Origin of the sequence: Parvibaculum sp. (genome assembly GCF_039680535.1) — a bacterium.
Taxonomy (GTDB): Bacteria; Pseudomonadota; Alphaproteobacteria; order Parvibaculales; family Parvibaculaceae; genus Parvibaculum.
Genome location: NZ_JBDKSS010000001.1, coordinates 42067 through 65525, shown reverse-complemented (window position 1 = coordinate 65525; position 23459 = coordinate 42067). Strand labels below are relative to the sequence as shown.

The window sequence follows — 23459 nt, the reverse complement described above, 5'->3', positions numbered from 1 at the left end:
GCCGCACCTCGCCAACCGGCACCCAAAGCAGCCCAGTCTTCAGCCAAAGCACCAGAGAGTAATGCAAGCGAGATGAGCAAAGCAGGCGTCGATCAGGAGTTGATCCGGCAGCTGGCGGCCCTCCTGAAGGAGACCGACCTCAGCGAAATCGAAATCGAAACCGGCTCGCTGAAGCTGCGCGTCGCGCGGCAGGTGGGCCAGGTGACGGTCCCCGTCGCGCATCACGCGGCCCCCGCTCCGGCAGCGGCGCCCGTTGCCGCCGCCCCGGCGAGCGACGCCACGCATCCGGGCGCTCTCACCTCGCCCATGGTCGGCACGGCCTATCTCGCCCCGGAACCCGGTGCGGCGCCCTTCGTGACCGTCGGCTCGAAAGTCACCGCCGGTCAGACGGTTCTCATCATCGAGGCGATGAAGACCATGAACCACATCCCGGCGCAACGCGGCGGCACGGTGACCAAGATCCTCGTCGACGACGGCCAGCCGGTCGAGTTCGGCGAAGCTCTCGTCATCATCGAATAGGCCGGAATGGCGATGTTCGAAAAAGTCCTCATCGCGAACCGTGGCGAGATCGCGCTCCGCATCCACCGCGCCTGTCGCGAAATGGGTATCAAGACGGTCGCCGTGCATTCGACGGCGGATGCCGACGCGATGCATGTGCGCCTCGCCAATGAAAGCGTCTGCATCGGCCCCGCGCCCGCGAGCGAGAGCTATCTGAACATCCCGGCGATCATCTCGGCCTGCGAGATCACGGGCGCCGACGCGGTGCATCCGGGCTATGGCTTCCTCTCCGAGAATGCGCGCTTCGCCGACATTCTCTCCGCCCACGGCATCACCTTCATCGGCCCCACCGCGGACCATATCCGCCTGATGGGCGACAAGATCCAGGCCAAGGTCACCGCGCGTTCGCTCGGCATCCCCTGCGTGCCCGGTTCCGACGGCGCCATCACGACCGATGAAGAGGCCTACAAGGTCGCGGAGGAGACGGGTTATCCCGTGCTCGTCAAGGCGGCGGCCGGCGGCGGCGGTCGCGGCATGAAGGTCGCCCGCTCGCGCGACGAGCTTTCCGGGGCGCTCTCGACCGCGCGCGCGGAAGCGAAAGCCGCGTTCGGCGACGACGCCCTCTACATGGAAAAATATCTCGGCCAGCCGCGCCACATCGAGATGCAGATCATTGCCGACGCGCATGGCAATGTCGCCCATCTCGGCGAGCGCGACTGCTCGCTTCAGCGCCGCCACCAGAAGGTGCTGGAGGAGTGCCCTTCGCCCGCTCTCAACGCGGAGCAGCGCGAGAAGATCGGCAACATCGTCCGCAATGCGATCTCGAAGCTTGGCTATCTCGGCGTCGGCACGATCGAGTTCCTCTACGAGAATGGCGAGTTCTATTTCATCGAGATGAACACGCGCCTTCAGGTCGAACATCCGATCACCGAAGCCATTACCGGCATCGACATCGTGCGCGAGCAGATCCGCATCGCCGCCGGCCTCGAAATGAGCTTCACGCAGGATGACGTGACCTTCTCGGGCCACGCCATCGAATGCCGCATCAATGCCGAAGACCCGCAAACCTTCACGCCCTCTCCGGGACGCATCACCGGCTTCCACACGCCGGGCGGCCTCGGCGTGCGCGTCGACTCGGCAGCCTATGCCGGCTATCGCATTCCGCCCTATTACGACAGCCTCATCGGCAAGCTCGTCGTGCATGGGCGCAACCGCAATGAATGCCTGATGCGTCTGCGCCGCTCGCTGCATGAATTCGTGATCGACGGGATCAAGACGACCATCCCGCTCTTCCAGGATCTCGTGAACGAGCCGGACTTCATGAACGGCGACTATCACATCCACTGGCTTGAGAATTACCTCAAAGCGAAGTCCTGACGTCTTGCGCGCGTCCATGCGGGCGCGCGCAAGCGGAAAGCCGGCATGAGCAATATCGATGCTGATGTGCTTTTGCGTGCCTATGCCTATGGGGTATTCCCCATGGCCGAGTCACGCGACGATCCGGAGCTGTTCTGGATCGACCCGGACCGCCGCGGCATCCTCCCCCTCGATGGCTTTCACCTGCCCCGGCGCCTGAAGCGCACCGTCCGCTCCGAACCTTTCGAAGTCCGCATCGACACGGCATTCCGCGAAGTCATGCAGGCCTGCGCGGAGGAGACGCCGGACCGCGAGGGAACCTGGATCAACGATCGCATTCTCGATCTCTATTGCGACCTCTTCGCGCGCGGGAACGCGCACTCCGTCGAATGCTGGGAGAGCGGCCAGCTTGTCGGCGGCCTCTATGGAGTCTCGCTGGGTGCGGCCTTTTTCGGCGAAAGCATGTTCAGCAGAAGGACGGATGCGAGCAAGATAGCCCTCGTCTATCTCGTCGCGCGCCTCATCGCAGGCGGCTACATGCTTCTCGACACGCAGTTCGTGACGGAACATCTCAGGCAGTTCGGGACGATCGAAATTCCGCGAGATACTTACCGCGCCCGGCTTCATCTGGCGACGCTGGAAGGGGCAGACTTCTACCGGTTGCCGCTCGATGCGGGCGCGGACGACGTCTTGCAGGTGTTGAGCCACACGTCATAGACAGGGTGCTCAAGCGCATTGAGGCCCGGGCTTTCGGCGAACATCCAGCCCTTGAAGATCGGCGCTGGAACGACCTCGTTCTTCTCTTCGTCGATCTGCCGGATCTCGACATAAGCCGCCGTGCTCGGCTTCTCCTCGGGGGGCTTCTTGTCGCAAGCCCGAACCGTAATTTCGAGCGCGCCAAAGCGCGTCGGCTTGCCGACTGCCGCGCTGAACTTCGTCACCCGCGCCGTTGTCTTATCGAGGCCGCTGAACACGGCGACGGCATAAGGATCGGCAAGCGCGGCCCCGGCAGAACCGGCGACGAGCAAAGCCGCGACGATGAGGCGAATGAAGCTGCGCAAGACGATCCCTATTTCGATGGCGCGGAGTCGGACGACTTCTTGTCGCCGCTCTTGCCGCTCGATGTCGAAAAGATCGCCTGGCTGATGAGGCCCATCAGATCGACCGAGCCCTGCGTGAACTGAATCTCGCTGCCGTCCTTGAGATAGTCCGGGCTGCCGCCGGGCGTGACCGCAATGTAGTTCGAGCCGAGCAGGCCCTCGCTGGTGATCTTCGCGCTCGAGTCGTCCGGAATCTTCACGTCCGGCACAAGGCTCAGCGTCACGATGGCCTGATAGTTCGAGGGGTCGATCTTCTGGCCTACGACGGTGCCGATCTTGATGCCCGACAGGCGAACGTCGCTGCCATTGGCGAGACCGTCCACGCGGTCGAACTCGGCCTTGACGTGGTAGCCGGCCGTGCTGCGCATGCCGGAGCTTGTATAGCCGTAGAACAGAAAGACGCCGGCGATGACGACCACGATGGCGCCGATCAGCGTCTCGACGAGATTGCTTTGCATGCCGTCCTCTAATCCCGTCCGGGGGTCAGTTCACGAAAAATGGGGAACCAGCTCGACGCAACCGATCACTCCGGGCGCCAGGCTTCGTAATCGCCCGTCGCCTTGGGACGTTGACCGCCCCTTACGATGCTGCCCTTCGGCCGATAGGCCAGAGGCGTGCCCGTCATGTTCGGCCGGTGCGGCTGCTGCCAGGGCCGGGGCGCATATTCTTCGGCGGTGGGCGGCACGTCGACCGTGTTGTGCAGCCAGCCATGCCATTCCGCCGGTACGCGGGAGGCTTCGGCGAGCCCATTGTAGAGCACCCAGCGGCGCGGATAGCCGCCGACACGGGCGCCGTCCTTGGCCTCGAAATAGCGGTTGCCTTGACTGTCGGTCCCGACCAGGCGGCCCTTCTTCCAGGTGTAGAAGCGCGTGCCCATCGTCTGGCCTTGCCACCAGATGAAGATTTCGGAGAAGAGACCCATGAGATCACCGTCACAGGACCGCGGCGACCGCGGTCAACCATAATTGTCAGCCCGCCGGAGGCCGGCGATTCCGCCCAAGCGGAAAGCGGGCCGAATATGGCACCCGCCCGCGCGATGGTCCAGCCTTGTCACGGATTTGCGGGGAATTTGCAGGCGTTATGGCCAGCGGGCCTCAGTCAAGCGTCCAGACCGGCGGGTCAAGCCGGGCCGGGGCGGGTTTCGACCGGTCAACCCCACCCAGCCTCATTTCCTGCCGCCAGATGCCTCCCACCGGCTCGAAGGGCCGCTCATCCTCCAGCACCCAGTTGATCCGCTGCAGAAGGTTTGCGGGCGTCACCGGCTTCACCAGAAGCTGCGTCGCGCCCTGATTGAAAGCCTCCTCGATGATGTCGCGCGAGGCATGGGCCGTCAGTACGATCACGGGAACGAAGCAGGCGGGTTCGCCCCCTACCCGCCTCAGATGGCGCAGGAACTCGCCGCCGTTCATGGGCGCCATTTCCCAGTCTGAAATGATGAGCGTCGGCGCCCTCAGCGCGATCTCGGCCAGGGCCGCCGTCCCGTCCCGCGCCTGCCTCATCTCGGCAACGCCGAAGCCGCGCAGAATCGTCCGCAGCAGGCTCTGCATCTGGGCGCTATCGTCGACGATCAGGATATCGAGCCTTCGCAGCGGAACGCCGAAGGCCGTGCTGATATGTGATGTCATGACGCCCGCCAGATCCCGCCGATTCAGCTCGATGTTTTAAACGCCGGTCATTACCAGCCGGATAACGGGCCGCGTCTACTCCACCAGCTTGCTCGAGGACACGCCGATCGGCTTGACCCCCGTCCCGTCGCAGGTGCTGTTGAGCGTCGCGCCGCCCTGGAATTCGAGACGCCACGCCACGAGCTGCATGCAGGTGGAGGACGTCTTCGCTCCGTTGTCCATAATGAGCTTTTGTGACGGAAAATAGAGCGCGCCGGTCAAAGTCATGGCGGCGCCGCCCTGAAGGTGGTTGACGCCCGAATTGGGCGCGTTGCGATCCTGATAGAAAAGGAGCCCCGCCATGTCGCCCGTGGTCGGCGCGCTCAGCGTCACCGTGACGCCATTGCCGATATTCGCGGTGGCGTAGTTGCTGCCGCTTCCGGTCAGCACGATCGTGACGCCGCTGCCCGTGATCTTGATGCCGCCGCCAAGTGTGAAGGTGCCCCCCTTGATGATGTACACGCCCGGGGTCATCACCACATTCGGAATGCCGTTGGCGATGTACATTCCGCCGCAATAGACGCCGGGATTGAGCGTCAGGCTGTGCGTCCAGCCGGGCTGATACAACGTCGGATATTTGCATCCGGAATAGGTCGGCACATCGACATCGGCATATGGGTCTGCCATTGCGGGCTGGCCCGTGCTGGTGGTTCCGCTGATGCTGACGTGGCCGCCATTATTGACCGTTGTGGTGCCGCTCACTGACAGCGTCGTCGCCGTGAGCTTCGCGCCGCCATTGACCGTCACGGCGGAGCTGCCGGTGGCGTTCGCGCCCAGCCCGCATCCATTCATATTGACGTTGGCGCCATTGCTCAGCAGCACGCCCGTCGTGGAACTCGTGTCGAGCTGCAGCGCGCAATAGCTCGCGCTGCTGCCGGAAAGAGCGACCGCGCGCGCCCCGGGCCTCCATGTCCCCTCATAGATGAGCGACGACAGCGGCAGAACCACCGGCTGCCTGATGACAACCTCCACGGCACTGTCGTTATTCGCATAGGCGCCGGTCAGCGGCGGATTGTTGACCGTGACCGTGACGCCGGCCTCGCCATTCGTAAATCCGTTCGCGATCGCGACGGCATTCGCTTCCTGCAACACGCTGGAGCTGCCCGAGGTCGCAAGCGCGGTTGCGCCAGCGACGGCAGCCGCGTCTGCCGCAGTCTGCATGCGCGCCTTCTTCAGGTAGACGGAAGTCACCTCCATACCGAGGGAAACCACGCCGAGAACGACCACCAGTATCAGTGCGACGTAGACCGCAATGCTTCCCCGCTCATCCTGTGACGCCAGCATCTTCCGCAGAAAAGCTCTCATGAACTGCATAGCCGATGGCTCCCCCTCCCGCTATCGCGATTGACCTCCACTCAAACCCGAGCCTGAAAGCCATCGTTCACGCGGCGGCACGGGATGTCCAGAACGCTGGCTCACACAGAAAGATACAGATTTAGGAAAATCGATAGCGCCGATTCGGTGATGGCCCCGGCTCCGGCCGCAGGGGTCCATGGGCTATATGTCGCGTCATATAAGGCTTTCCCTACTATGCCTTGACGCCGGGTTTGACTGGGCTAGGATTTCAAAAGGTTGAGGGGCGGCAAGCGAGGCCGAGGCAAGTTCACGAGCAAGCGTAGAATCCGGACGTTCGAAAGCTTTTGAAATCAGGCAGTTAGGGGGCCCGATCGAAAGGCTGTTGAACGTGACGGCGGAGCTTTGCCCGATGAATGCCGGTCCGCTGGGTCCCCCGACCTGAAAACAGCCAAGCCGCGCCCAGGCCACGGGGCGCGCATATGAGATCCGGGGGTCAGATGCGTATCCAGCGTTGCTTCACCGTCGAGGGCCAATCGCCCTATGCAGGACTTTCCTTCCGCTCGGCCACGAGCGAGATTCGAAATCCCGACGGCTCGCTGGTCTTCCAGCTCGACGATATCGACGTCCCCGCCGACTGGAGCCAGGTCGCCTGCGATATCCTCGCGCAGAAATATTTCCGTAAAGCAGGCGTCGCAGCCGTGCTTCGCCCGGTTCCCGAGGAGGGCGTGCCCGAATTCCTCTGGCGCCATGAGCCGGACACCGAGGCGCTGGAAGTGCTGCGCCCGGACGATCGCTTCGGCCCGGAGCGCGACGCGCGGCAGGTCTTCGACCGCCTCGCCGGCACTTGGACCTATTGGGGCTGGAAGGGCGGCTATTTCGACACGGAAGAAGACGCCGCCGCCTTCCGCGACGAGCTTGCCTACATGCTCGCCGCGCAGATTTCGGCGCCGAACTCCCCGCAATGGTTCAACACCGGCCTCCACTGGGCCTATGGCATCGACGGCCCCGCGCAGGGCCACTACTACGTCGATTACCGCACGGGCGAGACGGTCGGCGCGACCAGTGCCTATGAACGGCCGCAGCCCCATGCCTGCTTCATCCAGAGCGTGAATGACGATCTCGTCAACGAGAACGGCATCATGGACCTCTGGGTGCGCGAGGCGCGCCTCTTCAAATACGGTTCGGGCACGGGCTCGAACTTCTCGAGCCTGCGCGGCGAGGACGAGAAGCTTTCGGGCGGCGGCAAGTCGTCCGGCCTGATGAGCTTCCTCAAGATTGGCGACCGCGCGGCGGGCGCGATCAAATCCGGCGGCACCACGCGCCGCGCCGCCAAGATGGTCATCGTCGATGTCGACCATCCCGACATCGAGAACTTCATCAACTGGAAGGTCATCGAGGAGCAGAAGGTCGCCGCCCTCGTCACCGGCTCCAAGATCAACCAGAAGCACCTCAACGCGATCATGCGCGCCTGCGTGAATTGCGAAGGCCACAATGACGACTGCTACGATCCGAAGAAGAACCCTGCGCTGAAGCGCGAGATCGTCGCCGCGCGCCGCATGCAGGTGCCGGAAAATTACATCCAGCGCGTCATCCAGTTCGCGCGTCAGGGCTATACGGATATCGACTTCCGCACCTATGACACGGACTGGGACTCCGAAGCCTATCTGACTGTTTCCGGCCAGAACTCGAACAACACCGTCCGCGTCGAGGATGGTTTCCTCCGCGCCGTCGAGAATGACGGCGACTGGAACCTCGTCCGCCGCACCGATGGCCGCATCTCGAAGACGCTGAAGGCGCGCGAGCTCTGGGAGCAGATCGCGCATGCCGCCTGGGCGTCTGCCGATCCGGGCATCCAGTTCCACACGACGATCAACGACTGGCACACCTGCCCCGCCAATGGCGAGATCCGCGCCAGCAATCCGTGCTCGGAATATATGTTCCTCGACGACACGGCCTGCAACCTCGCCTCGCTGAACCTCATGACGTTCCGCGAGCAGGAAGGCCGCTTCGACGTCGAAGCCTTCGAACATGCGGTCAAGCTCTGGACCATCGTGCTCGAAATCTCGGTGCTGATGGCCCAGTTCCCGAGCCGCGAGATCGCCGAACGCTCCTTCAAGTTCCGCACGCTCGGCCTCGGCTTCGCCAATATCGGCGGCCTGCTGATGTCGCTCGGCCTCGGCTACGATTCGAAGGAGGCCCGCGCGCTTACCGGCGCGATCAGCGCCATCATGACCGGCGTCGCCTATGCGACCTCCGCCCAGATGGCCCGCGAACTCGGCGCCTTCCTCGGCTACCCGGAAAACCGCGAGCACATGCTGCGCGTCATGCGCAACCATGCCCGCGCCGCGCATGGCGCCGTGGACGGCTATGAGGGCCTCAGCATCGCGCCAGTGCCGCTCGACCACGAGAACTGCCCGCAGCGCGACCTGATCGACCATGCCCGCGCCGCCTGGGACCTCGCCGTCACCATGGGCGAGCGCTTCGGCTACCGCAACGCGCAGGCAACCGTCATCGCGCCCACGGGCACGATCGGCCTCGTCATGGATTGCGACACCACCGGCATCGAGCCCGACTTCGCGCTTGTGAAGTTCAAGAAGCTCGCGGGCGGCGGCTATTTCAAGATCATCAACCGCGCCGTGCCGCAGGCCCTTCGCACGCTCGGCTATACCGAACCCCAGATCGAGGAGATCGTGAACTACGCCGTTGGTCTCGGCACGCTTGAGCGTGCGCCCGGCGTCAACCATGCGACGCTCGCCGCCAAGGGCTTCACCGAAGACAAGATCGCCGCCATCGAAACGGCGGTCGCCACGGCCTTCGACATCCGCTTCGCCTTCAATAAATGGTCGCTCGGCGAAGACTTCTGCACCGAAGTCCTCGGCCTCGATTCAGACGCGATGGACGATCTCGACTTCGACCTCCTCGCCGCCATCGGCTTCACCAAGGCCGAGATCGACGCCGCGAACCTTCACGTCTGCGGCACCATGACGCTCGAAGGCGCGCCGCATCTGAAAGACGAGCACCTACCGGTCTTCGATTGCGCCAATCCCTGCGGTCGCACCGGCACGCGCTTCCTTTCGGTCGAAAGCCACATCCACATGATGGCCGCCGCCCAGCCCTTCATTTCGGGCGCGATCTCCAAGACGATCAACATGCCGAATGCGGCGAGTGTCGAGGATTGCAAGGCGAGCTACATGCTCTCCTGGAAACTCGCGCTGAAGGCCAACGCCCTTTATCGCGACGGCTCGAAGCTCTCCCAGCCGCTCAACTCCCAGATCCTCGAAGACGAGATTCTGGAAGAAGACGAGCCCATCGCCGAGCGCCTCGCGCAAGCGCCTCAGCAGGAACGCGCCCGCGTCGTCGCCGAGAAGATCGTCGAGCGCGTGGTGGAGCGCGCCAAGGAACGCGCCAAGCTTCCCGACCGCCGCAAGGGTTACACGCAGAAAGCCCTCGTCGGCGGCCACAAGGTCTATCTCCGCACCGGCGAATATGAAGACGGCACGATCGGCGAGATCTTCATCGACATGCACAAGGAAGGCGCCGCCTTCCGCTCACTGATGAACAATTTCGCCATCGCCATCTCGCTCGGCCTGCAATATGGCGTGCCGCTTGAGGAATATGTGGAGGCCTTCACCTTCACGCGCTTCGAGCCCGCGGGCCTCGTCCAGGGCAATGACCGCATCAAGAACGCGACCTCGATCCTCGACTATGTGTTCCGTGAACTCGCCGTCTCCTATCTTGGCCGTTCCGATCTTGGCCATGTCGATCCGAAGGATATCGGCTTCGACGCCATGGGCACCGGCAATGACGAGGGCAAGCTCCCGGCGTCGGCTGTCGTAAGCCCCGGCTTCACCCGCAATCCGCAAATGGCGAACCTCTATATCGTGCGCGGCGGCGCCGCCACGATGCGCGCACAGGTCGCGGGCGCGACGGCCACGGCAGCGATCCTCGACGCAGCCGAACACGCCGAGGAAATGGCCGTGCAGGCAACGCTCCGCACGGAAAGCACCACCGTCTCCTTCTCCCGCGTCGCCGAAGCCCGCATGAAAGGCTATGAAGGCGAGGCCTGCGGCGAATGCGGCAACTTCACCATGGTCCGTAATGGCACGTGTCTGAAGTGCGATACCTGCGGCTCGACGAGCGGCTGCAGCTGAGCCATCATTCTCCGACGTCATGGCCCGGCTTGACCGGGCCATCAAAGTTCGCTCTGCGACCATGCATGTCGCGTGCGCCTGCATCTGTCAGATCGTCACCAATGGAACAAATCGCCGGTGCCTAAATATAAAGAGAGGATCGTGTGAAGCGCTGAGGTGAGGACCATGCCGTTAATCGCATGCTTAGGTTGGGGATCTCTGATTTGGGATCCGCAGGACTTACCCATTCAACGTCATTGGTTTGAAGACGGCCCGTTCGCCAAGGTTGAGTTTGCGCGCCAGTCTCAAAATGACAGGATCACCTTGGTGATCGAAGAGACCGCCGCGCAGGTGCGAACCCTTTGGGCCGTGATGATTGGAACCGATGTCGAGTACGCCAAAAAAGCGTTGAGACAAAGGGAAGGCTGCAAATCGGAGCATATTGGGAGTTGGGCGCCCGGAACGCCTTCTCCCGCGACGATCCCAAATCTAGCGGAATGGGCTGCGGCCCATGAGATAGATCATGTGATCTGGACTGCCCTGCCTCCCAAATTTGACGGCACTGATGGCAAAACCCCAAGTATCGAGGAAGTACTCAGTCACCTTCGCAAACTAGAGGGCCCCAAACGGGATAATGCCGAAAAGTATATTCGCCTAGCCCCCCGTCAAGTCGACACCGCGTATCGACGGAAAATTGAGGCCGAGCTTGGTTGGACAGCGTCCGATCAGATCGACATTTAGGCGGCGGTCAGGCGTCGCCTCCCAGCGCGAAGCCCAGCTCCTCGCGCGCGTAGCGCTCCACGAAGCTTCCCTTTTCCACGAAGAGCCTGCCTGTCGGGTTATCGGGCCGCAGGTGAGACGGCCGCCGGAGAGCCTCGTTCCACAGGTGGATCGCGAGCGTCGTGCTCTCCAGGCATCTTTCAATGTCTGCGTCTGCCATGAAGAGCGAATGCGCGTCGGTATAGGGCACGGGATAGAAGACGTCCCGGCCTACCGCCTCGCCGGTCAATCCGTGTTTCCCGATGAAATGCGTCAGCGCCATCGGACCGAAAACGCCCCATGTCATCCGGGAAACATGCCTGGGCCGCCCCGTCCATTTGCGAAGCGCCAACCGCAGCCTTTCCTTCATCGGAAGGAATGGAGGAATGGCGAAGTCGTCACCAATGAAGGCGATCAGATCTTCCAGGACCGGCGAGGCGGCGGGAAGAAAGAGCGCGGCGCCGTTGACGAAGGTCTCATCCTGCCTGCCGAACAGATGGCCGTCGCGTTTGAGGATCGGCTTCAGCAGCAGCATGTCGGCGTCGAGCCACAGGCCGAGCCCCATGCGCATGAGCCGGTAGCGAAACCGGTTCGAACCGAGCGCCGGCGATCCCGTCCGCCGGTTGAATATCATCCGCTTCCAGGGCAGAACCTCGTTGGCGTCTGCAACTTCAACGCCGTCGGGGACATTGGTCACCGCGCCATAGGTGAAAAGCCTGACCGCGTGCCCCTGCTTCTGCATCGACAGAAGCGATACCTGCTCAAGCGGACGCAACTCGCCCCCGACCCAGAGACAGTTCACCTGAAAAAGGCCGGACCGGCCGTCAACGTTGGAACAGGCAGTGTTCAAGGCAGCCCCCTGCAGAAATCAGCCAGCTCGCTATCAGCCCGTGTTACCTTTTTTCGGCAAAACTTCAACCCGAAGAAAGTCTTCCTACTCCGCAGGAGTCATCATGCACGAACTCGTCACCCACGAAGATATCCCCCTGCCCGCCGACGCCGTCTGGTCGGTGATAGGCGACTTCGTGCGGATCGACAAATGGGCGAAGCTCGTGATCGATGCCAGACTTGAAGAGACACCGGAGGGGAAATTCCGCCTGCTGACGCTCAAGGACGGGCAGACGTTCCGGGAGCGTCTCGTCGAACAGGGGCCGCTCCATTACACCTACACGCTGCCACGCGCCGGGCTGAAGACCTATCTCTCGACCGTCTCGGTCAAGCCGGTTACGGATGCGTCCTCACGTATCGAACTCATCATCCGCTTCGAGATGGACGATGACGCCTCGCTCGACGAGCAAAACGCGCAGATGAGCGCCTTCTGTCGTGGTAACCTCAAGGCCATGAAGCGCGCATTGGGCGTCGCCTGACAGGAACAAACCGCTCGGCTCGAACTTCGCATCATGGCCTACGGCACGCTCATCCTCATACTGACGCTCGCGGCGGCGCTTCACCTGCTGCGGGTCGCGCGCCGCCAGAAAAGCCGCTTCCGGGTCGAGGCCATTGCCTGGCCGGTGACGGTTGCCAGTCTTTCCATCCTAACGCTCGAAGCCTGTGCCTCCCTTCGGCAACCCGCCTTCGTGCTTCCCGCCGCTGCGACCGGCATCACGGTGCTGAGTCTTTCAGCAACTTTCGACCTCTTGTGCCGGCACTATTTCGCGGCCTCGCCACTCAAGGTCTATCGCCACCTGCCCGTCAGCGGCTTCGGTGCAGGCACGCGCTCCATGGCGCGCGCCTATATCGCCCAGCTTCTCCCCGTTGGCTTTCTGGCAAGCCTTGCCGCCATGCTCGGCATCGTCTTCGCCGTCATCGAATGGACGGGCGCGGGTGGAATGCCCTCCATGCTCACCGCTCTTGGCGTCTGCCTGCTTTCCCTCGGCATCTGGTCGCTTCTCGATCGCCTCAGGTCTCCCGGCCTTTTCTCGCCCATCGAACAGACCTTTCTGCGCATCGAACCGACGATGCGGGCAACGCCCCTCCGCGCCGCCGATCGCAGCGGTCATTTCTCGCTCACGGGCGAACCTCCGGCCCGCCCGCGTACGATCCTCCTCATCGTCAACGAATCCACCAGCCACGACCTCCCTTCAAGCGCCGACCCGGATTTGCGCCTGCACGAGAAGTTGCGCGAGCTGAGCGGCACACCCGAGGAATGGTTCGTACCGTCCAATGCCGTCACCAATTCCTCCTGCACAGATGTCAGCCTGCCTTCGCTGCTCACCGGCACCGGCTCTCATGAAAGCGCCGACAAGCTTCACCGCATGCCCTTCCTCTTCGACTTCGCGAGAGCGCAGGGCTACCGCACGGCATTTGTCACCTCGACAACTCTCGACTGGGCATATTTCGACCGGTTCTTCGCCGGCGCGAAGATAGACGAGCTGTTTTGCGCCGACACGACCGAAAGCCCCATCGTCAACGACATCTCGATAGACGATGCCGAGCCGATCATGAGGCTCGCCTATCTCATCGAAGAGGCGCAGGAACCCCTGTTCGCGGTTCTCTACACCAACGCCCTCCACGTCCCCTTCCAGTCGGAGAGCCGCATCCCCATCCCGCCAGCGCTCAAGGACCGCCGCTCGCGCGCGCTCCATATCGTCGAGGCCGGCCACAAGCACATCTTCGATGCGCTCAGGCGGTCGGGACGATATGACGACGCCCTGATCCTCTCGGTCGCGGATCACGGCGAGCGGCTCGAAGACCCGCTGTCGCACAAATGGATCGTCCCGCGGCTCGAAAACTACAGCGAACCCATATTGCGGCCGCTCTTCATGCTGAAGCCGCCGCGCGATCTTCCGCCCGCCATGCTTCGCGCCTTGCACCGGAACGCCGACGCGCTGATCGCCAATATCGACATCGCGCCGACGCTTGCCCACCTTCTTGGGGTGTCGCTGGGGGAAGACCTCGCCTATGCGGGTCATAGCCTTTTCGAGGAAATCCCGGCCGACCGGCTGGCCATCGCCACCAGCACCAATGCGTGGCGCTCCTGGCACCGCACGGGCGTCGCCCTCATGCGCGGCCGCGAGCGCCTCGTCTGCGACAGCTACGGGCTCTGCGAATATTATCGAATAGATGATATCGCAGAATCCCCGGGGGATGCGTCCGCCCGGGAAAGACGCGACAGCATGATGATGGAGGCATTCGGTATACCGACACTCCGCGAGAACATCGCCCGCATCTACCGCAAGCGTATCTGAACGGCATGACCGCCATCGCGCCATTGTCTCATTTTGGCCGAATTGCGCCGCCATCGTGAAAGGCGTTTAATCGTACAGGGCAATCTCTTTCCCGCCCGCACTGCCATTGTCCAGGTTCAACACGCACCTGAAACCAGACCCCGAGGCAAAAGAAAAATGTCCGCAAAATTCAAGACGTTCCTTGCCGCAACCGCCTTTCTTGCCGCCGGTGCCATGCCCGCCTTCGCCGGCACGATCTATGACGCGCTGAAGGCCGATCCGCAGTTCTCGACGCTGGTACAGATCATCGACGCCAATGGTGTCAAATATCAGTATACGGCGCAGAGCCCCCGCACCGTATTCGCGCCCACCAACGCCGCCTTCGACGCGATCAAGGGCGGTTATGACGACCTCATCCATCCGGCTGCGAACGACCGCAACAATGTTCAGGCGCTGATGCTCTATGAGATCGTGCCCGGCCGCATCACGCCGGCGAGCGTCGGCAGCGGCGTGACGATCAACACCTTCCAGAAGGACCCGGTGACCATCACGTCGAGCGCCAGCGGCCTGCATTTCGGCGGTGAGTTCGGCGCCAACCAGTCCGGCCCCGCCATCGAGGCATCGAACGGCATCATCGTGCCGGTCAGCACCTTGCCGACGCCGGTCTTCTCGCAGAGTGACGATTCCAGCGCGCTTCCGCCCTCGGGCGAGACGCCGCCTTCCGGTGGCACGCTGAAGGCTCCCGGCCAGTAAATCCCGCGCGCTCCGCCCGTTCACCGAGAATGGGCGGGGCGGCCCCGCCGCCCTTCGCCCGGAGCATCCCTTGTCCGAAAAAGATTTCGAGTCAGCTCCCTGGTTTCATTACCGGCGCGAAGGCGACGTCACCCTTATCGAACTGAAGCTCCTCCGCGTCGAACAGCTTTTCAACTCGCTCGACCCCTCGCCCTTTCATGAAAAAGACCTCGACCGGGAAGCCGAGGCCTATATCGTCGACTCGCTGCGCGATCTCCAGCCACGGACGCCGGTGAAGCTCGTCGTCTATCTGCCCGCCGAGTCCATGATCGAGCCCGAGGCCAAGGCGGCGCCGGACGCCATCCGCCACTATTTCGCCTATTGCCATGCGGCGACCGTGAGGCGGCTCCGGTTGTTGCTGCGCGAAGGCCGCACCACGCTCCTGCTCGGCCTTGTCTTCCTCTTTTCCTGCATCGCGCTTCGGCAAATCTTTCTGCGCCAGCCGCTGACCACCTTCGGCGGCATCCTGAACGAGGGCCTGCTGATCCTCGGCTGGGTGGCGATGTGGAGGCCGGTCGAAACGCTGCTTTACGACTGGTGGCCGGTGCGGCGTCTCGCGCACATCTACCGGCAGCTTGCCACCATCGACGTCGAGCTACGCTCGCGCGAACAAATGCCCGCCGCAAGAAATCAGCGCCAGAGTTCCACCGTCAGATAGGCGTGCAGCTCCGCCGGCGAGAGCTTGGTCAGATCCTTGTGAAGCTCGGCCTTCACCAGTGCCCGCGTCTTGTCGTCCAGCGCATCGCGCAGATCGCCAAGCATCTTTGGCGGCGCGGCGAGGATCAATTCGTCGAAGGCTCTCTCCCGCGTCTTCCCGTGCAGAAGTTCCGCAATCTCCTCTGCGAATGTCCGCTTTGCCTCGCGGTGCGGATCGACGCGCGGCTGCACACCATGCCGCAACTGCCCGACACTTTCATGGCCGCGACCGGGCCTCTCCGTTCCCTGCTCACGGGAGGGTGGATTGACCATCCTCAGCTCGTAGGGAATGGCAGGTTCGAGTTTTGCCGTTCGTCCGTGAGCCGAGAAAATACGCGCGGTCTCGCCGTCAGCGACAACAATCCAGATATGCGGAGGCTTCATTGCATCACCCTGTGCAGGAGCACCCAGTATCCGAAGGGGCGATAGCTCCCCCGGTCATTTCCCGTCGAGGAGAAAGGAGATTTTCGCGTTGATGCGATAGGACACGATCTTGTTGTCCTTCACCGACGCTTCCATGTCCTGGATATAGATGGACTTGATGCCGTGAACGGTCTTCGCAGCCTTCTTCACAGCGCTCGCGGCTGCGTCTTCCCAGCTCTTGTCTGACTCAGCAAGAATTTCGATAACCTTGAGCATGGCCGGCTCCTTGTTTCCACTCAGTTCGAGAAAACAGATGCCGCCTGGTCATGGCGACCGGGAAAGGCTTGCACGCTTTTCCGGCTGAAAACTTGATCGGAATCAAACAAGCCCGGTCAATCGGCCCCGCGCTGTCGAACGGGTCTCGCCCAGTCATACACAAGGTAGAAGACGTAGGTGTAGACGAAATAGACCGCCGTGAAGGCGAGGTCCGCCAGAAAGGCGACGAGCCAACCCTTGCCACTCATGAAGGCGATGATGGGCACCGCGAAAATCGTGATCGTGACCTCGTAGAGCGAGGCGTGAAGAAGGCGCAGCGGAAGCGTTTTCTGATGCGCGGCAAGCCCGGTCCATTTGAGCAGCAGCCGGTCGAAGACCGTGTTGTAGACCGCGGACCAGACGACGACGACCGCCGAAATCCACGCCATCGTCACGAAGGAATTGTCGAGCGGCAGGCCCAGGGCGAAGCTGTAGGCAGGCGTCAGGATCGCGAGCCCTATGACCTCGTAAAGCGCGGCCTGGAAGAACCGCTCCTTCGTGCTTCGCAGCATTGCATCCCCCTCAAGAAAAAGGCCGGAGCTTGCGGCTCCGGCCCCTGTTCTTTTCCGTGAAGCGCTCAGCCCTTTTTCTCGAGCGGCGGCACCACGCGGATGGAAAGTTCCTTGAGCTGTTTCGGCGTCACTTCCGAAGGCGCCTGCATCAGCAGATCCTGCGCCTGCTGGTTCATCGGGAACATGGTCACTTCGCGTAGGTTCTCGACGCCCGCGAGCAGCATGACCATGCGGTCGATGCCCGGCGCGAGGCCACCGTGGGGCGGCGCGCCATACTTGAATGCGTTGAGCATGCCGCCGAACTTCGTCTCCACCGTTTCCTTCTCGTAACCGGCAATGGCGAAGGCCTTGTACATGATCTCCGGCTTGTGGTTCCGGATGGCACCCGAGGAAAGCTCCACGCCATTGCAGACGATGTCGTACTGATAGGCGTTGATCGTCAGCGGGTCCTGATTTTCCAGCGCCTCGAGGCCACCCTGCGGCATCGAGAACGGGTTGTGCGAGAAGTCGACGCGCTTCTCGTCCTCGTTCCATTCGAACATCGGGAAGTCGACGATCCAGCAGAACTTGAAGATGCCCTCTTCGATGAGGTTCAGTTCCTTGCCGATGCGCGTGCGCGCCGCGCCCGCAAAAGCCGTGAAGTTCTTCGGCAGACCGGCGACGAAGAAGACGGCGTCGCCTTCCTTCAGGCCGAGATCGACACGAAGCTGTTCCGTTCTCTCAGGACCGATGTTTTTCGCAAGCGGGCCAGCACCTTCCAGCGTTCCGTTCTCGGAACGGTAGAAGATGTAGCCGAGGCCCGGCTGGCCTTCGCCCTGCGCCCAGCCGTTCATGCGGTCGCAGAAGGCGCGGTTGCCGCCGCCCGGCGCCGGGATCGCCCAGACCTCGACCTTCGGGTCCTTCTCGATCATTCCGGCAAAGACCTTGAAGCCCGAGCCGCGGAAGATATGCGTCGCATCCGACATCTCGATCGGGTTGCGAAGGTCCGGCTTGTCCGAACCATATTTCCGCATCGAGGTCGCATAAGGAATGCGCGGGAACGGATAAGGCGTCACCACCTTGCCCTCGGCGAACTCTTCAAACAATCCATGAAGAATAGGCTCGATCGCAGCAAAAACATCATCTTGGCTGACGAAGCTCATCTCGACATCGAGCTGATAGAACTCGCCCGGCGAGCGGTCGGCGCGGCCGTCCTCGTCGCGGAAGCAGGGCGCGATCTGGAAGTAGCGGTCGAAGCCCGCCACCATGATGAGCTGCTTGAACTGCTGCGGCGCCTGCGGAAGCGCATAGAACTTGCCGGGATGGATGCGGCTCGGCACGAGGAAGTCGCGCGCGCCTTCCGGGCTCGACGCCGTCAGGATCGGCGTCTGGAACTCATTGAAGCCCGCTTCCGTCATGCGGCGACGCGCCGAGGCGATGATCTTGGAACGCAGCAGAATGTTCTTGTGCAGCGTCTCGCGGCGCAGATCGAGGAAGCGGTAGGTCAGGCGGATGTCTTCCGGGTAGTCTGGCTCGCCAAAGATCGGCAGCGGCAACTCCAGCGCTTCGGAGAGCACTTCGAGCGAGGTCACCTGAACCTCGATCTCGCCTGTCGCAAGCCCGGTATTCACCGTCTCGTCCGACCGGGCGACGACCTTGCCCTCGACCTTGATCACATATTCCGCGCGAACCTTCTCGGCCATGGCGAAGGCCGCCGCATGGTCGGGGTCGAAGACGAGCTGGGTCAGCCCGAAATTGTCGCGCAGATCGATGAAAAGCAGCCCGCCATGGTCGCGCTTTCGGTGGACCCAGCCGGAGAGCCGGACGCTCTCGCCGACATGAGACTTACGGAGCTCGCCAGCGGTATGGCTGCGGTAGAGGTTCATAGCTGCAAGGCCTTGATAATCCAGAACGAATCGCCGCAACGTAGCACAGTGCAACGCCCGGACGGGCGAAAAGCGCATGGAAGGGCACGGCTTGTCAAGAGTCGGGCGCTTTTGTTGGGTTTTCATGCGCATGGCGCCCGTCCCGGGGCGCTCTTTCATGGCTCGATGGAAGCGCCGCTCTCGCGCCGCGACATGGCCGTGGCGATGGTTTATAGAGGCGTCCATGAGCACCATTACCGATAGCGATACTCTTGCAGCCGTCTGCGCCGGCCTCTCCACCGCCGGATACGTCACGGTCGACACCGAATTCATGCGCGACTCGACCTTCTGGTCGAAGCTCTGCCTGATCCAGCTTGCCGGCCCCCAGGACGATTACATCATCGACCCCCTCGCTCCGGGCATCGACCTCACGCCCTTCTACGAGCTGATGCGGAACAAGAAGGTGGTGAAGGTCTTCCACGCCGCGCGGCAGGATATCGAAATCTTCTGGCACGAAGCGCAGACGATCCCCGACCCGCTGTTCGACACTCAGGTCGCGGCCATGGTCTGCGGCTTCGGCGACAGCGTCGGCTACGAAACGCTGGTGAAGCGCCTTTCCGGCGGCAGCGTGGACAAGTCCTCGCGCTTCACCGACTGGGCGCGCCGCCCGCTTTCGGACAAGCAGCTTCAATACGCCTCGGGCGACGTCACGCATCTGCGCAAGATCTATGAGGTTCTGGCCCGCCGCCTGACCCAGACCGGCCGCGCCCGCTGGGTGGCCGAGGAAATGGCGATCCTTCAGGACCCCGAGACCTATACGACCCGCCCCGAAGACGCATGGAAGCGGCTCAAGGTTCGTTTCAAGGGCAGCAAGGGCCTTGCCGTGCTGGTGGAGGTCGCCGCTTGGCGCGAGCGTCAGGCGCAGGACCGCGACCTGCCCCGCTCCCGGGTCCTCAAGGACGACGCGCTGGCCGAGATCGCGACCCAGATTCCCCGCTCACTCGAAGAGCTGGACCGCCTCCGCGCCGTCCCCAAGGGCCTCTCGAACAGCCGCTCCGCCGCCGCCCTGATGGAGGCGATCGAGCGCGGCCTCAACATGCCGGAACACCTGATTCCGGTGGTGAAGGACGCGGAACCTCTGCCGCCGGGTATCGGGCCGCTGGTCGAACTTTTGAAAGTGCTGCTCGCCATGCGTTGCGAGGAGCATGAAGTCGCCCAGAAGCTCATCGCCAAGGTTTCCGACCTCGAACTCATCGCCGCTCACGAGGAAGCCGAGGTCCCTGCCCTCAACGGCTGGCGGCGTGAAGTCTTCGGCAACGACGCACTTCGCCTCAAGCGCGGCGAACTCGCCATCGGCGCCAAGGGCAAGCGCATCATCCTGATTGAGCCGGGTAAGAGCGCAAAATAGAAAGATCAGCGCCTACCGGACCAGAGCCGAGCGAAGATACGTCTTGGCCTCAGCGGGCGACGATGTAGTCATCCATAACCCGCGATGGGTAGAGGACAGCCCATCCCTTTCGCAAAGCCGCCTCGATTTGAGGCCGGTAAGGACTGTCCTTGCGAATTGCAATGCCATACCTAAATGCGCCATCAACAACAACATAACGATCCAGGAGACGGGGCTCGGCGAACATCCTTCGACGCATTCCTGTATAGTCAGTATGCGGAAACCAGATCAGATCCGGCGCACGCAGCAACAGATCATCCATCGAAAAGCCATGCGTTCCGATGTGGGTATCGTTTAACCCCACCAGATCGATAATCGGTATGTGCGGTGCGCTGCTCCCGATATAGCCGACCTCGGACGCTGCAACAGAGACACCCTGTGGCAACTGGGCCAAGACGACGCCCATAGTTTCGATTACCTGTTGGTAGGAGGCATGGTCGGCCAGTTTATCACGTGTATCGGGGGTAAACGCAGGAACGAGAATTGGGGCGGACCGGACCGAACGAATATACGCGTCGGACGCGCTGGTCCGCAGTGGGCGCGCGCCCACATAGAGCAGAACGACAGCAAGAATCGCAATCGAAGTCCGTGCCAGCGCCCGCCTTGCATCGTGCATTAATGCCATATCGGCCGAAAGTAGCGCCGGTACAACGAGAAACGGTAAGAAGGGCACATAAAAACGCCCCCGCGTTCCCATTATCTGCCGCGCAGTCAGTAGATAGAGAAACGTCACCGCTGCCGGGAGCAGAAACGCGGCAACTTTCAATATCTCGGAACGCCTAAGATTGGCGCAGAGGATACCGACAAACGGGAGAGTGAGGATCACAAAATAAAAGAAATATTCAACCGCGTTTTCCGAACTTTGGAAGCCCTCATAAGTACGTACTAACTTGGCATAAAAACTCAGCGGAAGCGCCACCCCGAAGTACCATCGACAAACCATAAGCTCGATGCCGATCAGGCCGAGAGGGAGCACGACAAGGTGGAATAGGTCGCCCCAGCGTTTCGTTCCGGGCAAAGTGGCCCAGATAAAAAAGGGCGTAGCCAGCGCGCAAACTGCATTGTCGGGCCGCGCAAGAACCGCGACAAATGCCAGCAGGCCGACCACGAAAGCCTGCCTGCTACGAGGCCGTTCCGAATACTCAAGTATGCCAAAGACGAGCGCCGCATTCGTCAAAAGCGAGAGCATGGTGTCCATGCCGGTTATCATATGGAAGGCAAATTGCGGCGCCGCCAGAAGCGGGAGGCTGACCGTCAATAATGAGATCGGAAAAAAGCGCAGGACCGCTGAGTGTGCATACCTCCAGAGCGTGAAGCTCATGACGGCGAGCGCACCGAGCCCAGTCAATGAGGACGCTAGTCGCAGCGCATCGCCGGCACTCAGTGGAAGGAAAGTGAATGGTAGGACGAAAAATACCCAAAGTTGGCTCGTCATCCCATAAGTCGGCAATCCATCCGGGTTCCAGGCGACGCCCAGTCCTTCGCGTATATGCAGGGCGTAGCGGTAAAACATGTAGGCATCATCAAACCTGAGTGGACCCCGCCAAGCCCGGTACTGCCAGTAAACCGAACACACGAGAAGGGCTGTTGCGACCGATACGCCGACGATCGGAAAAGATGGTCAAAGCCAGTTCTTCCCGTGCGACCGGGAAAGTACTTGTCCACCGCTCCTTCAGCCTGACGAATATATTGCCCCACTTTGCGCAGGATCGCGTGCGACGCAGTGTACATCCCTATCCCCCACCAGAGGTCATGACCGCTGCGCATGAAGAGTAGGGAGTAGGTGCTGCGGGTGCAACGCCGCCCATGATGAAGCGGACGTTGCCGCCCTCAACCGCTTGGCGGCGTGAAGTCTTCGGCAACGACGCGCTTCGCCTCAAGCGCGGCGAACTCGCCATCGGCGCCAAAGGCAAGCGCATCATCCTGATCGAGCCGGGTAAGGCGCAGGCGCGTTAACGCGCTTCAAGACGCGACCGGCATAGCCCCGAACGCCGCTACCGCCCCACGCGCATCTCGCCCTTGCGGTCCACCGCGCGGGCAAGCGCCGCGAGGCGGCGCTGCACCACTTCGCCGAGCAGCGACTCATAGCGCCGCGGCACGACGAGCGTGACCGTGGTTTTCGTCACTTCGAGTCGGGTCTTGGGCAGCATCCCGGTCGTCGCCGCGCATAGCGTGAAGGCAAGCCGAAGCGCAAGGCCGAGCACCATGGCGCGGTAATTCTCCGTCTCCGTCAGAATGCCCGCGAGATTGCCGATGAGTTCCGGCTCGCCCCTGCCCTCATGGCGGTGATAGCCGACCCGCGCAAGGAACAAACGGCCCGAGTGATCGACGCCCGAAAACGGCGCCAGCAGAATCTGCGTCAGCGAATGATGCGCCCGATAGTCGGGATGCACATACCAGCCGATATCGGCGAGGATGCAGGCCGCATGGCGAAGACGCGCCTGATTCAGCGTCTCGCCCAACACTTCGTCGCGGAAGAGCGGCGCAGTCCAGGGCGTGAGTTCGTCTCCATGCTCGGGAAAGCGCGACAGCCGCGAAGCGAGATCGCGGCAGCCCTCGATCAGCGGGTCCTTGGCCTGCGTTCGCTTGTCGAGCCGGTCGAAAAGAATGCCCTCGCGCAGGCCATAAGCCGAGACGACAACCTCCTTCGCCCTCATCGCGGCGATCACGCGTTCCAGCACCAGCGCGCCGAAGGGCAGCGTATCGATGCGGCGTTCGGAAATGTCGGGGATCTGCGCCAGCGTCTTGGGTCCGAGCTTTTCGATGAGCTTCGCGAGGTCCGCCGCGTCGCGCGCGGGGATCACATATTCGTGGAGAACATGGATCGGGTAGTGGCGCTGCGCCATGTGAATGCGCGCGAGGTTCCGCCAGGCGCCGCCCACGACATAGAGCCGCTTGCCCTGGTTCTCCTTGAGAACGTCGAGCCCCTTGAGCGCCTTGTCAACGATGGCTTCCGCCGCCACGAGATTGTTCTTCGACTGATCGATGATGCGCAGCGGCCCGATCGGCAGCGTCGAGCCGATGCCAAGCCGCTTGCCGCCCGACACGCCGACAAGTTCGAGGCTCGCCCCGCCCAGATCGCCCACGACGCCATCGGCGTCCGGAATGCCGGAGAGCACCCCCTGCGCCGAAAGCCGCGCCTCCTCCTCGCCGGAGATGAGGTTGATCTTGAAGCCGCAGATCTTCTCGATGCGGGCGATGAACTCGGGCCCATCCTCCGCGTCGCGCACGGCCGCCGTGGCCGCGATGATCAGCGTCTTGATACCGATCTGCTCGCGCAGCGCGACGAAGCGTTTTATCGCGTCAATCGCGCGGTCTATGCCCTTGGGGTCCAGCCTGCCGGTGCTGGACAGCGTGCGCCCAAGGCCGCACAGGACCTTCTCGTTGAAGACGAGCACGGGACTGCGCGCGGCCGCCGCATAAACGACGAGACGCACGGAATTGGAACCGAGATCGACAATGCCGAACCGTCCGGTCGACTTCCTGCCGCCGTTCAAGATAACCCCACAGCTATTTGGCC

The 23459-nt window shown here is 62.5% G+C and carries 23 protein-coding genes; 11 read left to right on the top strand and 12 right to left on the bottom strand.

The features are described from left to right. The first annotated feature begins 72 nt into the window (after positions 1-72). The 3 genes from accB to aat are packed head-to-tail and all read left to right on the top strand — an operon-like array spanning position 73 to position 2571. Positions 73-519 (top strand): acetyl-CoA carboxylase biotin carboxyl carrier protein, encoded by a 447-nt coding sequence (gene accB, locus ABFC66_RS00300; protein ID WP_346738962.1) that lies wholly within the window; start codon positions 73-75, stop codon positions 517-519. A gap of 12 nt (positions 520-531) precedes the next feature. After that, complete coding sequence (gene accC, locus ABFC66_RS00295) at positions 532-1875, top strand: acetyl-CoA carboxylase biotin carboxylase subunit (RefSeq protein WP_346738961.1); 1344 nt, start codon at positions 532-534, stop codon at positions 1873-1875. A 45-nt stretch (positions 1876-1920) separates the two neighbouring features. Then, positions 1921-2571: a leucyl/phenylalanyl-tRNA--protein transferase gene (aat, locus tag ABFC66_RS00290; RefSeq protein WP_346738960.1), complete on the top strand. Its 651-nt coding sequence runs from the start codon at positions 1921-1923 to the stop codon at positions 2569-2571. Here aat and ABFC66_RS00285 read toward each other — a convergent pair. The 5 genes from ABFC66_RS00285 to ABFC66_RS00265 all read right to left on the bottom strand — a co-directional run bounded on the left by ABFC66_RS00285 (position 2508) and on the right by ABFC66_RS00265 (position 5932). Next, complete coding sequence (locus ABFC66_RS00285; protein ID WP_346738959.1) at positions 2508-2915, bottom strand: DUF2155 domain-containing protein; 408 nt, start codon at positions 2913-2915, stop codon at positions 2508-2510. The two genes, aat and ABFC66_RS00285, sit on opposite strands and share 64 nt — an antisense overlap. Before the next feature lie 8 nt (positions 2916-2923). Beyond that, positions 2924-3412 carry an outer membrane lipid asymmetry maintenance protein MlaD gene (gene mlaD / locus ABFC66_RS00280; protein WP_346738958.1) on the bottom strand — a complete coding sequence of 163 codons (489 nt, stop codon included), beginning with the start codon at positions 3410-3412 and terminating at the stop codon, positions 2924-2926. A gap of 65 nt (positions 3413-3477) precedes the next feature. Further along, on the bottom strand, positions 3478-3876 hold the full coding sequence (locus ABFC66_RS00275) for an NADH:ubiquinone oxidoreductase subunit NDUFA12 (protein ID WP_346738957.1): 399 nt from the start codon (positions 3874-3876) through the stop codon (positions 3478-3480). Between the two features lie 172 nt (positions 3877-4048). Further along, positions 4049-4579, bottom strand: a complete 531-nt coding sequence (locus ABFC66_RS00270; RefSeq protein WP_346738956.1) for a response regulator — start codon at positions 4577-4579, stop codon at positions 4049-4051. A gap of 75 nt (positions 4580-4654) precedes the next feature. After that, on the bottom strand, positions 4655-5932 hold the full coding sequence (locus ABFC66_RS00265) for a pilus assembly protein TadG-related protein (protein WP_346738955.1): 1278 nt from the start codon (positions 5930-5932) through the stop codon (positions 4655-4657). A 479-nt stretch (positions 5933-6411) separates the two neighbouring features. Here ABFC66_RS00265 and ABFC66_RS00260 point away from each other — a divergent pair, with 479 nt between their 5' ends. Together ABFC66_RS00260 and ABFC66_RS00255 are read left to right on the top strand one after the other, a co-directional pair. Continuing rightward, on the top strand, positions 6412-10065 hold the full coding sequence (locus ABFC66_RS00260) for a vitamin B12-dependent ribonucleotide reductase (protein ID WP_346738954.1): 3654 nt from the start codon (positions 6412-6414) through the stop codon (positions 10063-10065). A gap of 165 nt (positions 10066-10230) precedes the next feature. After that, positions 10231-10785 carry a hypothetical protein gene (locus ABFC66_RS00255; protein ID WP_346738953.1) on the top strand — a complete coding sequence of 185 codons (555 nt, stop codon included), beginning with the start codon at positions 10231-10233 and terminating at the stop codon, positions 10783-10785. Positions 10786-10792: 7 nt separating this feature from the next. Here ABFC66_RS00255 and ABFC66_RS00250 read toward each other — a convergent pair whose 3' ends face one another. Next, entirely contained in the window at positions 10793-11653 is an 861-nt protein-coding gene (locus ABFC66_RS00250) for a hypothetical protein (protein WP_346738952.1), read from the bottom strand. A 103-nt stretch (positions 11654-11756) separates the two neighbouring features. Between ABFC66_RS00250 and ABFC66_RS00245 the strand changes: the two genes are divergently transcribed. The 4 genes from ABFC66_RS00245 (at position 11757) to ABFC66_RS00230 (ending at position 15420) form a co-directional block, all read left to right on the top strand. Then, positions 11757-12170: an SRPBCC family protein gene (locus ABFC66_RS00245; protein WP_346738951.1), complete on the top strand. Its 414-nt coding sequence runs from the start codon at positions 11757-11759 to the stop codon at positions 12168-12170. A 33-nt stretch (positions 12171-12203) separates the two neighbouring features. Then, complete coding sequence (locus ABFC66_RS00240; protein ID WP_346738950.1) at positions 12204-13991, top strand: sulfatase-like hydrolase/transferase; 1788 nt, start codon at positions 12204-12206, stop codon at positions 13989-13991. Positions 13992-14147: 156 nt separating this feature from the next. After that, on the top strand, positions 14148-14723 hold the full coding sequence (locus tag ABFC66_RS00235; protein ID WP_346738949.1) for a fasciclin domain-containing protein: 576 nt from the start codon (positions 14148-14150) through the stop codon (positions 14721-14723). Between the two features lie 70 nt (positions 14724-14793). Next, positions 14794-15420 (top strand): hypothetical protein, encoded by a 627-nt coding sequence (locus ABFC66_RS00230; protein WP_346738948.1) that lies wholly within the window; start codon positions 14794-14796, stop codon positions 15418-15420. Here the strand turns inward: ABFC66_RS00230 and ABFC66_RS00225 are convergent. The 4 genes from ABFC66_RS00225 to aspS all read right to left on the bottom strand — a co-directional run bounded on the left by ABFC66_RS00225 (position 15393) and on the right by aspS (position 18513). Beyond that, on the bottom strand, positions 15393-15842 hold the full coding sequence (locus ABFC66_RS00225) for a host attachment protein (RefSeq protein WP_346738947.1): 450 nt from the start codon (positions 15840-15842) through the stop codon (positions 15393-15395). The genes ABFC66_RS00230 and ABFC66_RS00225 overlap by 28 nt on opposite strands. A 54-nt stretch (positions 15843-15896) precedes the next feature. Beyond that, the gene (locus ABFC66_RS00220; protein ID WP_346738946.1) at positions 15897-16097 is read right to left on the bottom strand and encodes a dodecin family protein; all 201 of its coding nucleotides are present in this window, start codon (positions 16095-16097) and stop codon (positions 15897-15899) included. A gap of 116 nt (positions 16098-16213) precedes the next feature. Beyond that, positions 16214-16648, bottom strand: a complete 435-nt coding sequence (locus tag ABFC66_RS00215; RefSeq protein ID WP_346738945.1) for a PACE efflux transporter — start codon at positions 16646-16648, stop codon at positions 16214-16216. Between the two features lie 65 nt (positions 16649-16713). Then, positions 16714-18513, bottom strand: coding sequence for an aspartate--tRNA ligase (gene aspS, locus ABFC66_RS00210; RefSeq protein ID WP_346738944.1), 1800 nt, complete (start codon positions 18511-18513; stop codon positions 16714-16716). Between the two features lie 223 nt (positions 18514-18736). Between aspS and rnd the strand changes: the two genes are divergently transcribed. Then, on the top strand, positions 18737-19900 hold the full coding sequence (gene rnd, locus ABFC66_RS00205; protein WP_346738943.1) for a ribonuclease D: 1164 nt from the start codon (positions 18737-18739) through the stop codon (positions 19898-19900). 49 nt (positions 19901-19949) lie between these two features. Here the strand turns inward: rnd and ABFC66_RS00200 are convergent, their stop codons facing one another. Continuing rightward, positions 19950-21452, bottom strand: coding sequence for a hypothetical protein (locus ABFC66_RS00200; RefSeq protein ID WP_346738942.1), 1503 nt, complete (start codon positions 21450-21452; stop codon positions 19950-19952). A 293-nt stretch (positions 21453-21745) separates the two neighbouring features. On the opposite strand from ABFC66_RS00200, the gene ABFC66_RS00195 reads away from it, so the two are divergent. After that, positions 21746-21895 carry a hypothetical protein gene (locus tag ABFC66_RS00195; protein ID WP_346738941.1) on the top strand — a complete coding sequence of 50 codons (150 nt, stop codon included), beginning with the start codon at positions 21746-21748 and terminating at the stop codon, positions 21893-21895. A 38-nt stretch (positions 21896-21933) separates the two neighbouring features. Here the strand turns inward: ABFC66_RS00195 and ABFC66_RS00190 are convergent, their stop codons facing one another. Then, a complete protein-coding gene (locus tag ABFC66_RS00190; RefSeq protein WP_346738940.1) occupies positions 21934-23436 on the bottom strand; it encodes a Ppx/GppA family phosphatase in 1503 nt (500 codons plus the stop codon). Positions 23437-23459 lie beyond the last annotated feature (23 nt).

Excerpts from the sequence above, each read along its gene's own strand:
- aat (WP_346738960.1), top strand. The coding sequence starts at position 1,921 with ATGAGCAATATCGATGCTGATGTGCTTTTGCGTGCCTATGCCTATGGG.
- ABFC66_RS00240 (WP_346738950.1), top strand. The coding sequence starts at position 12,204 with ATGGCCTACGGCACGCTCATCCTCATACTGACGCTCGCGGCGGCGCTT.
- aspS (WP_346738944.1), bottom strand. The coding sequence starts at position 18,513 with ATGAACCTCTACCGCAGCCATACCGCTGGCGAGCTCCGTAAGTCTCAT.
- ABFC66_RS00245 (WP_346738951.1), top strand. The coding sequence starts at position 11,757 with ATGCACGAACTCGTCACCCACGAAGATATCCCCCTGCCCGCCGACGCC.
- ABFC66_RS00235 (WP_346738949.1), top strand. The coding sequence starts at position 14,148 with ATGTCCGCAAAATTCAAGACGTTCCTTGCCGCAACCGCCTTTCTTGCC.
- accB (WP_346738962.1), top strand. The coding sequence starts at position 73 with ATGAGCAAAGCAGGCGTCGATCAGGAGTTGATCCGGCAGCTGGCGGCC.
- ABFC66_RS00215 (WP_346738945.1), bottom strand. The coding sequence starts at position 16,648 with ATGCTGCGAAGCACGAAGGAGCGGTTCTTCCAGGCCGCGCTTTACGAG.
- accC (WP_346738961.1), top strand. The coding sequence starts at position 532 with ATGTTCGAAAAAGTCCTCATCGCGAACCGTGGCGAGATCGCGCTCCGC.
- ABFC66_RS00200 (WP_346738942.1), bottom strand. The coding sequence starts at position 21,452 with ATGTTTTACCGCTACGCCCTGCATATACGCGAAGGACTGGGCGTCGCC.
- rnd (WP_346738943.1), top strand. The coding sequence starts at position 18,737 with ATGAGCACCATTACCGATAGCGATACTCTTGCAGCCGTCTGCGCCGGC.
- ABFC66_RS00270 (WP_346738956.1), bottom strand. The coding sequence starts at position 4,579 with ATGACATCACATATCAGCACGGCCTTCGGCGTTCCGCTGCGAAGGCTC.
- ABFC66_RS00225 (WP_346738947.1), bottom strand. The coding sequence starts at position 15,842 with ATGAAGCCTCCGCATATCTGGATTGTTGTCGCTGACGGCGAGACCGCG.
- mlaD (WP_346738958.1), bottom strand. The coding sequence starts at position 3,412 with ATGCAAAGCAATCTCGTCGAGACGCTGATCGGCGCCATCGTGGTCGTC.
- ABFC66_RS00265 (WP_346738955.1), bottom strand. The coding sequence starts at position 5,932 with ATGCAGTTCATGAGAGCTTTTCTGCGGAAGATGCTGGCGTCACAGGAT.
- ABFC66_RS00195 (WP_346738941.1), top strand. The coding sequence starts at position 21,746 with ATGATGAAGCGGACGTTGCCGCCCTCAACCGCTTGGCGGCGTGAAGTC.
- ABFC66_RS00220 (WP_346738946.1), bottom strand. The coding sequence starts at position 16,097 with ATGCTCAAGGTTATCGAAATTCTTGCTGAGTCAGACAAGAGCTGGGAA.
- ABFC66_RS00260 (WP_346738954.1), top strand. The coding sequence starts at position 6,412 with ATGCGTATCCAGCGTTGCTTCACCGTCGAGGGCCAATCGCCCTATGCA.
- ABFC66_RS00275 (WP_346738957.1), bottom strand. The coding sequence starts at position 3,876 with ATGGGTCTCTTCTCCGAAATCTTCATCTGGTGGCAAGGCCAGACGATG.
- ABFC66_RS00255 (WP_346738953.1), top strand. The coding sequence starts at position 10,231 with ATGCCGTTAATCGCATGCTTAGGTTGGGGATCTCTGATTTGGGATCCG.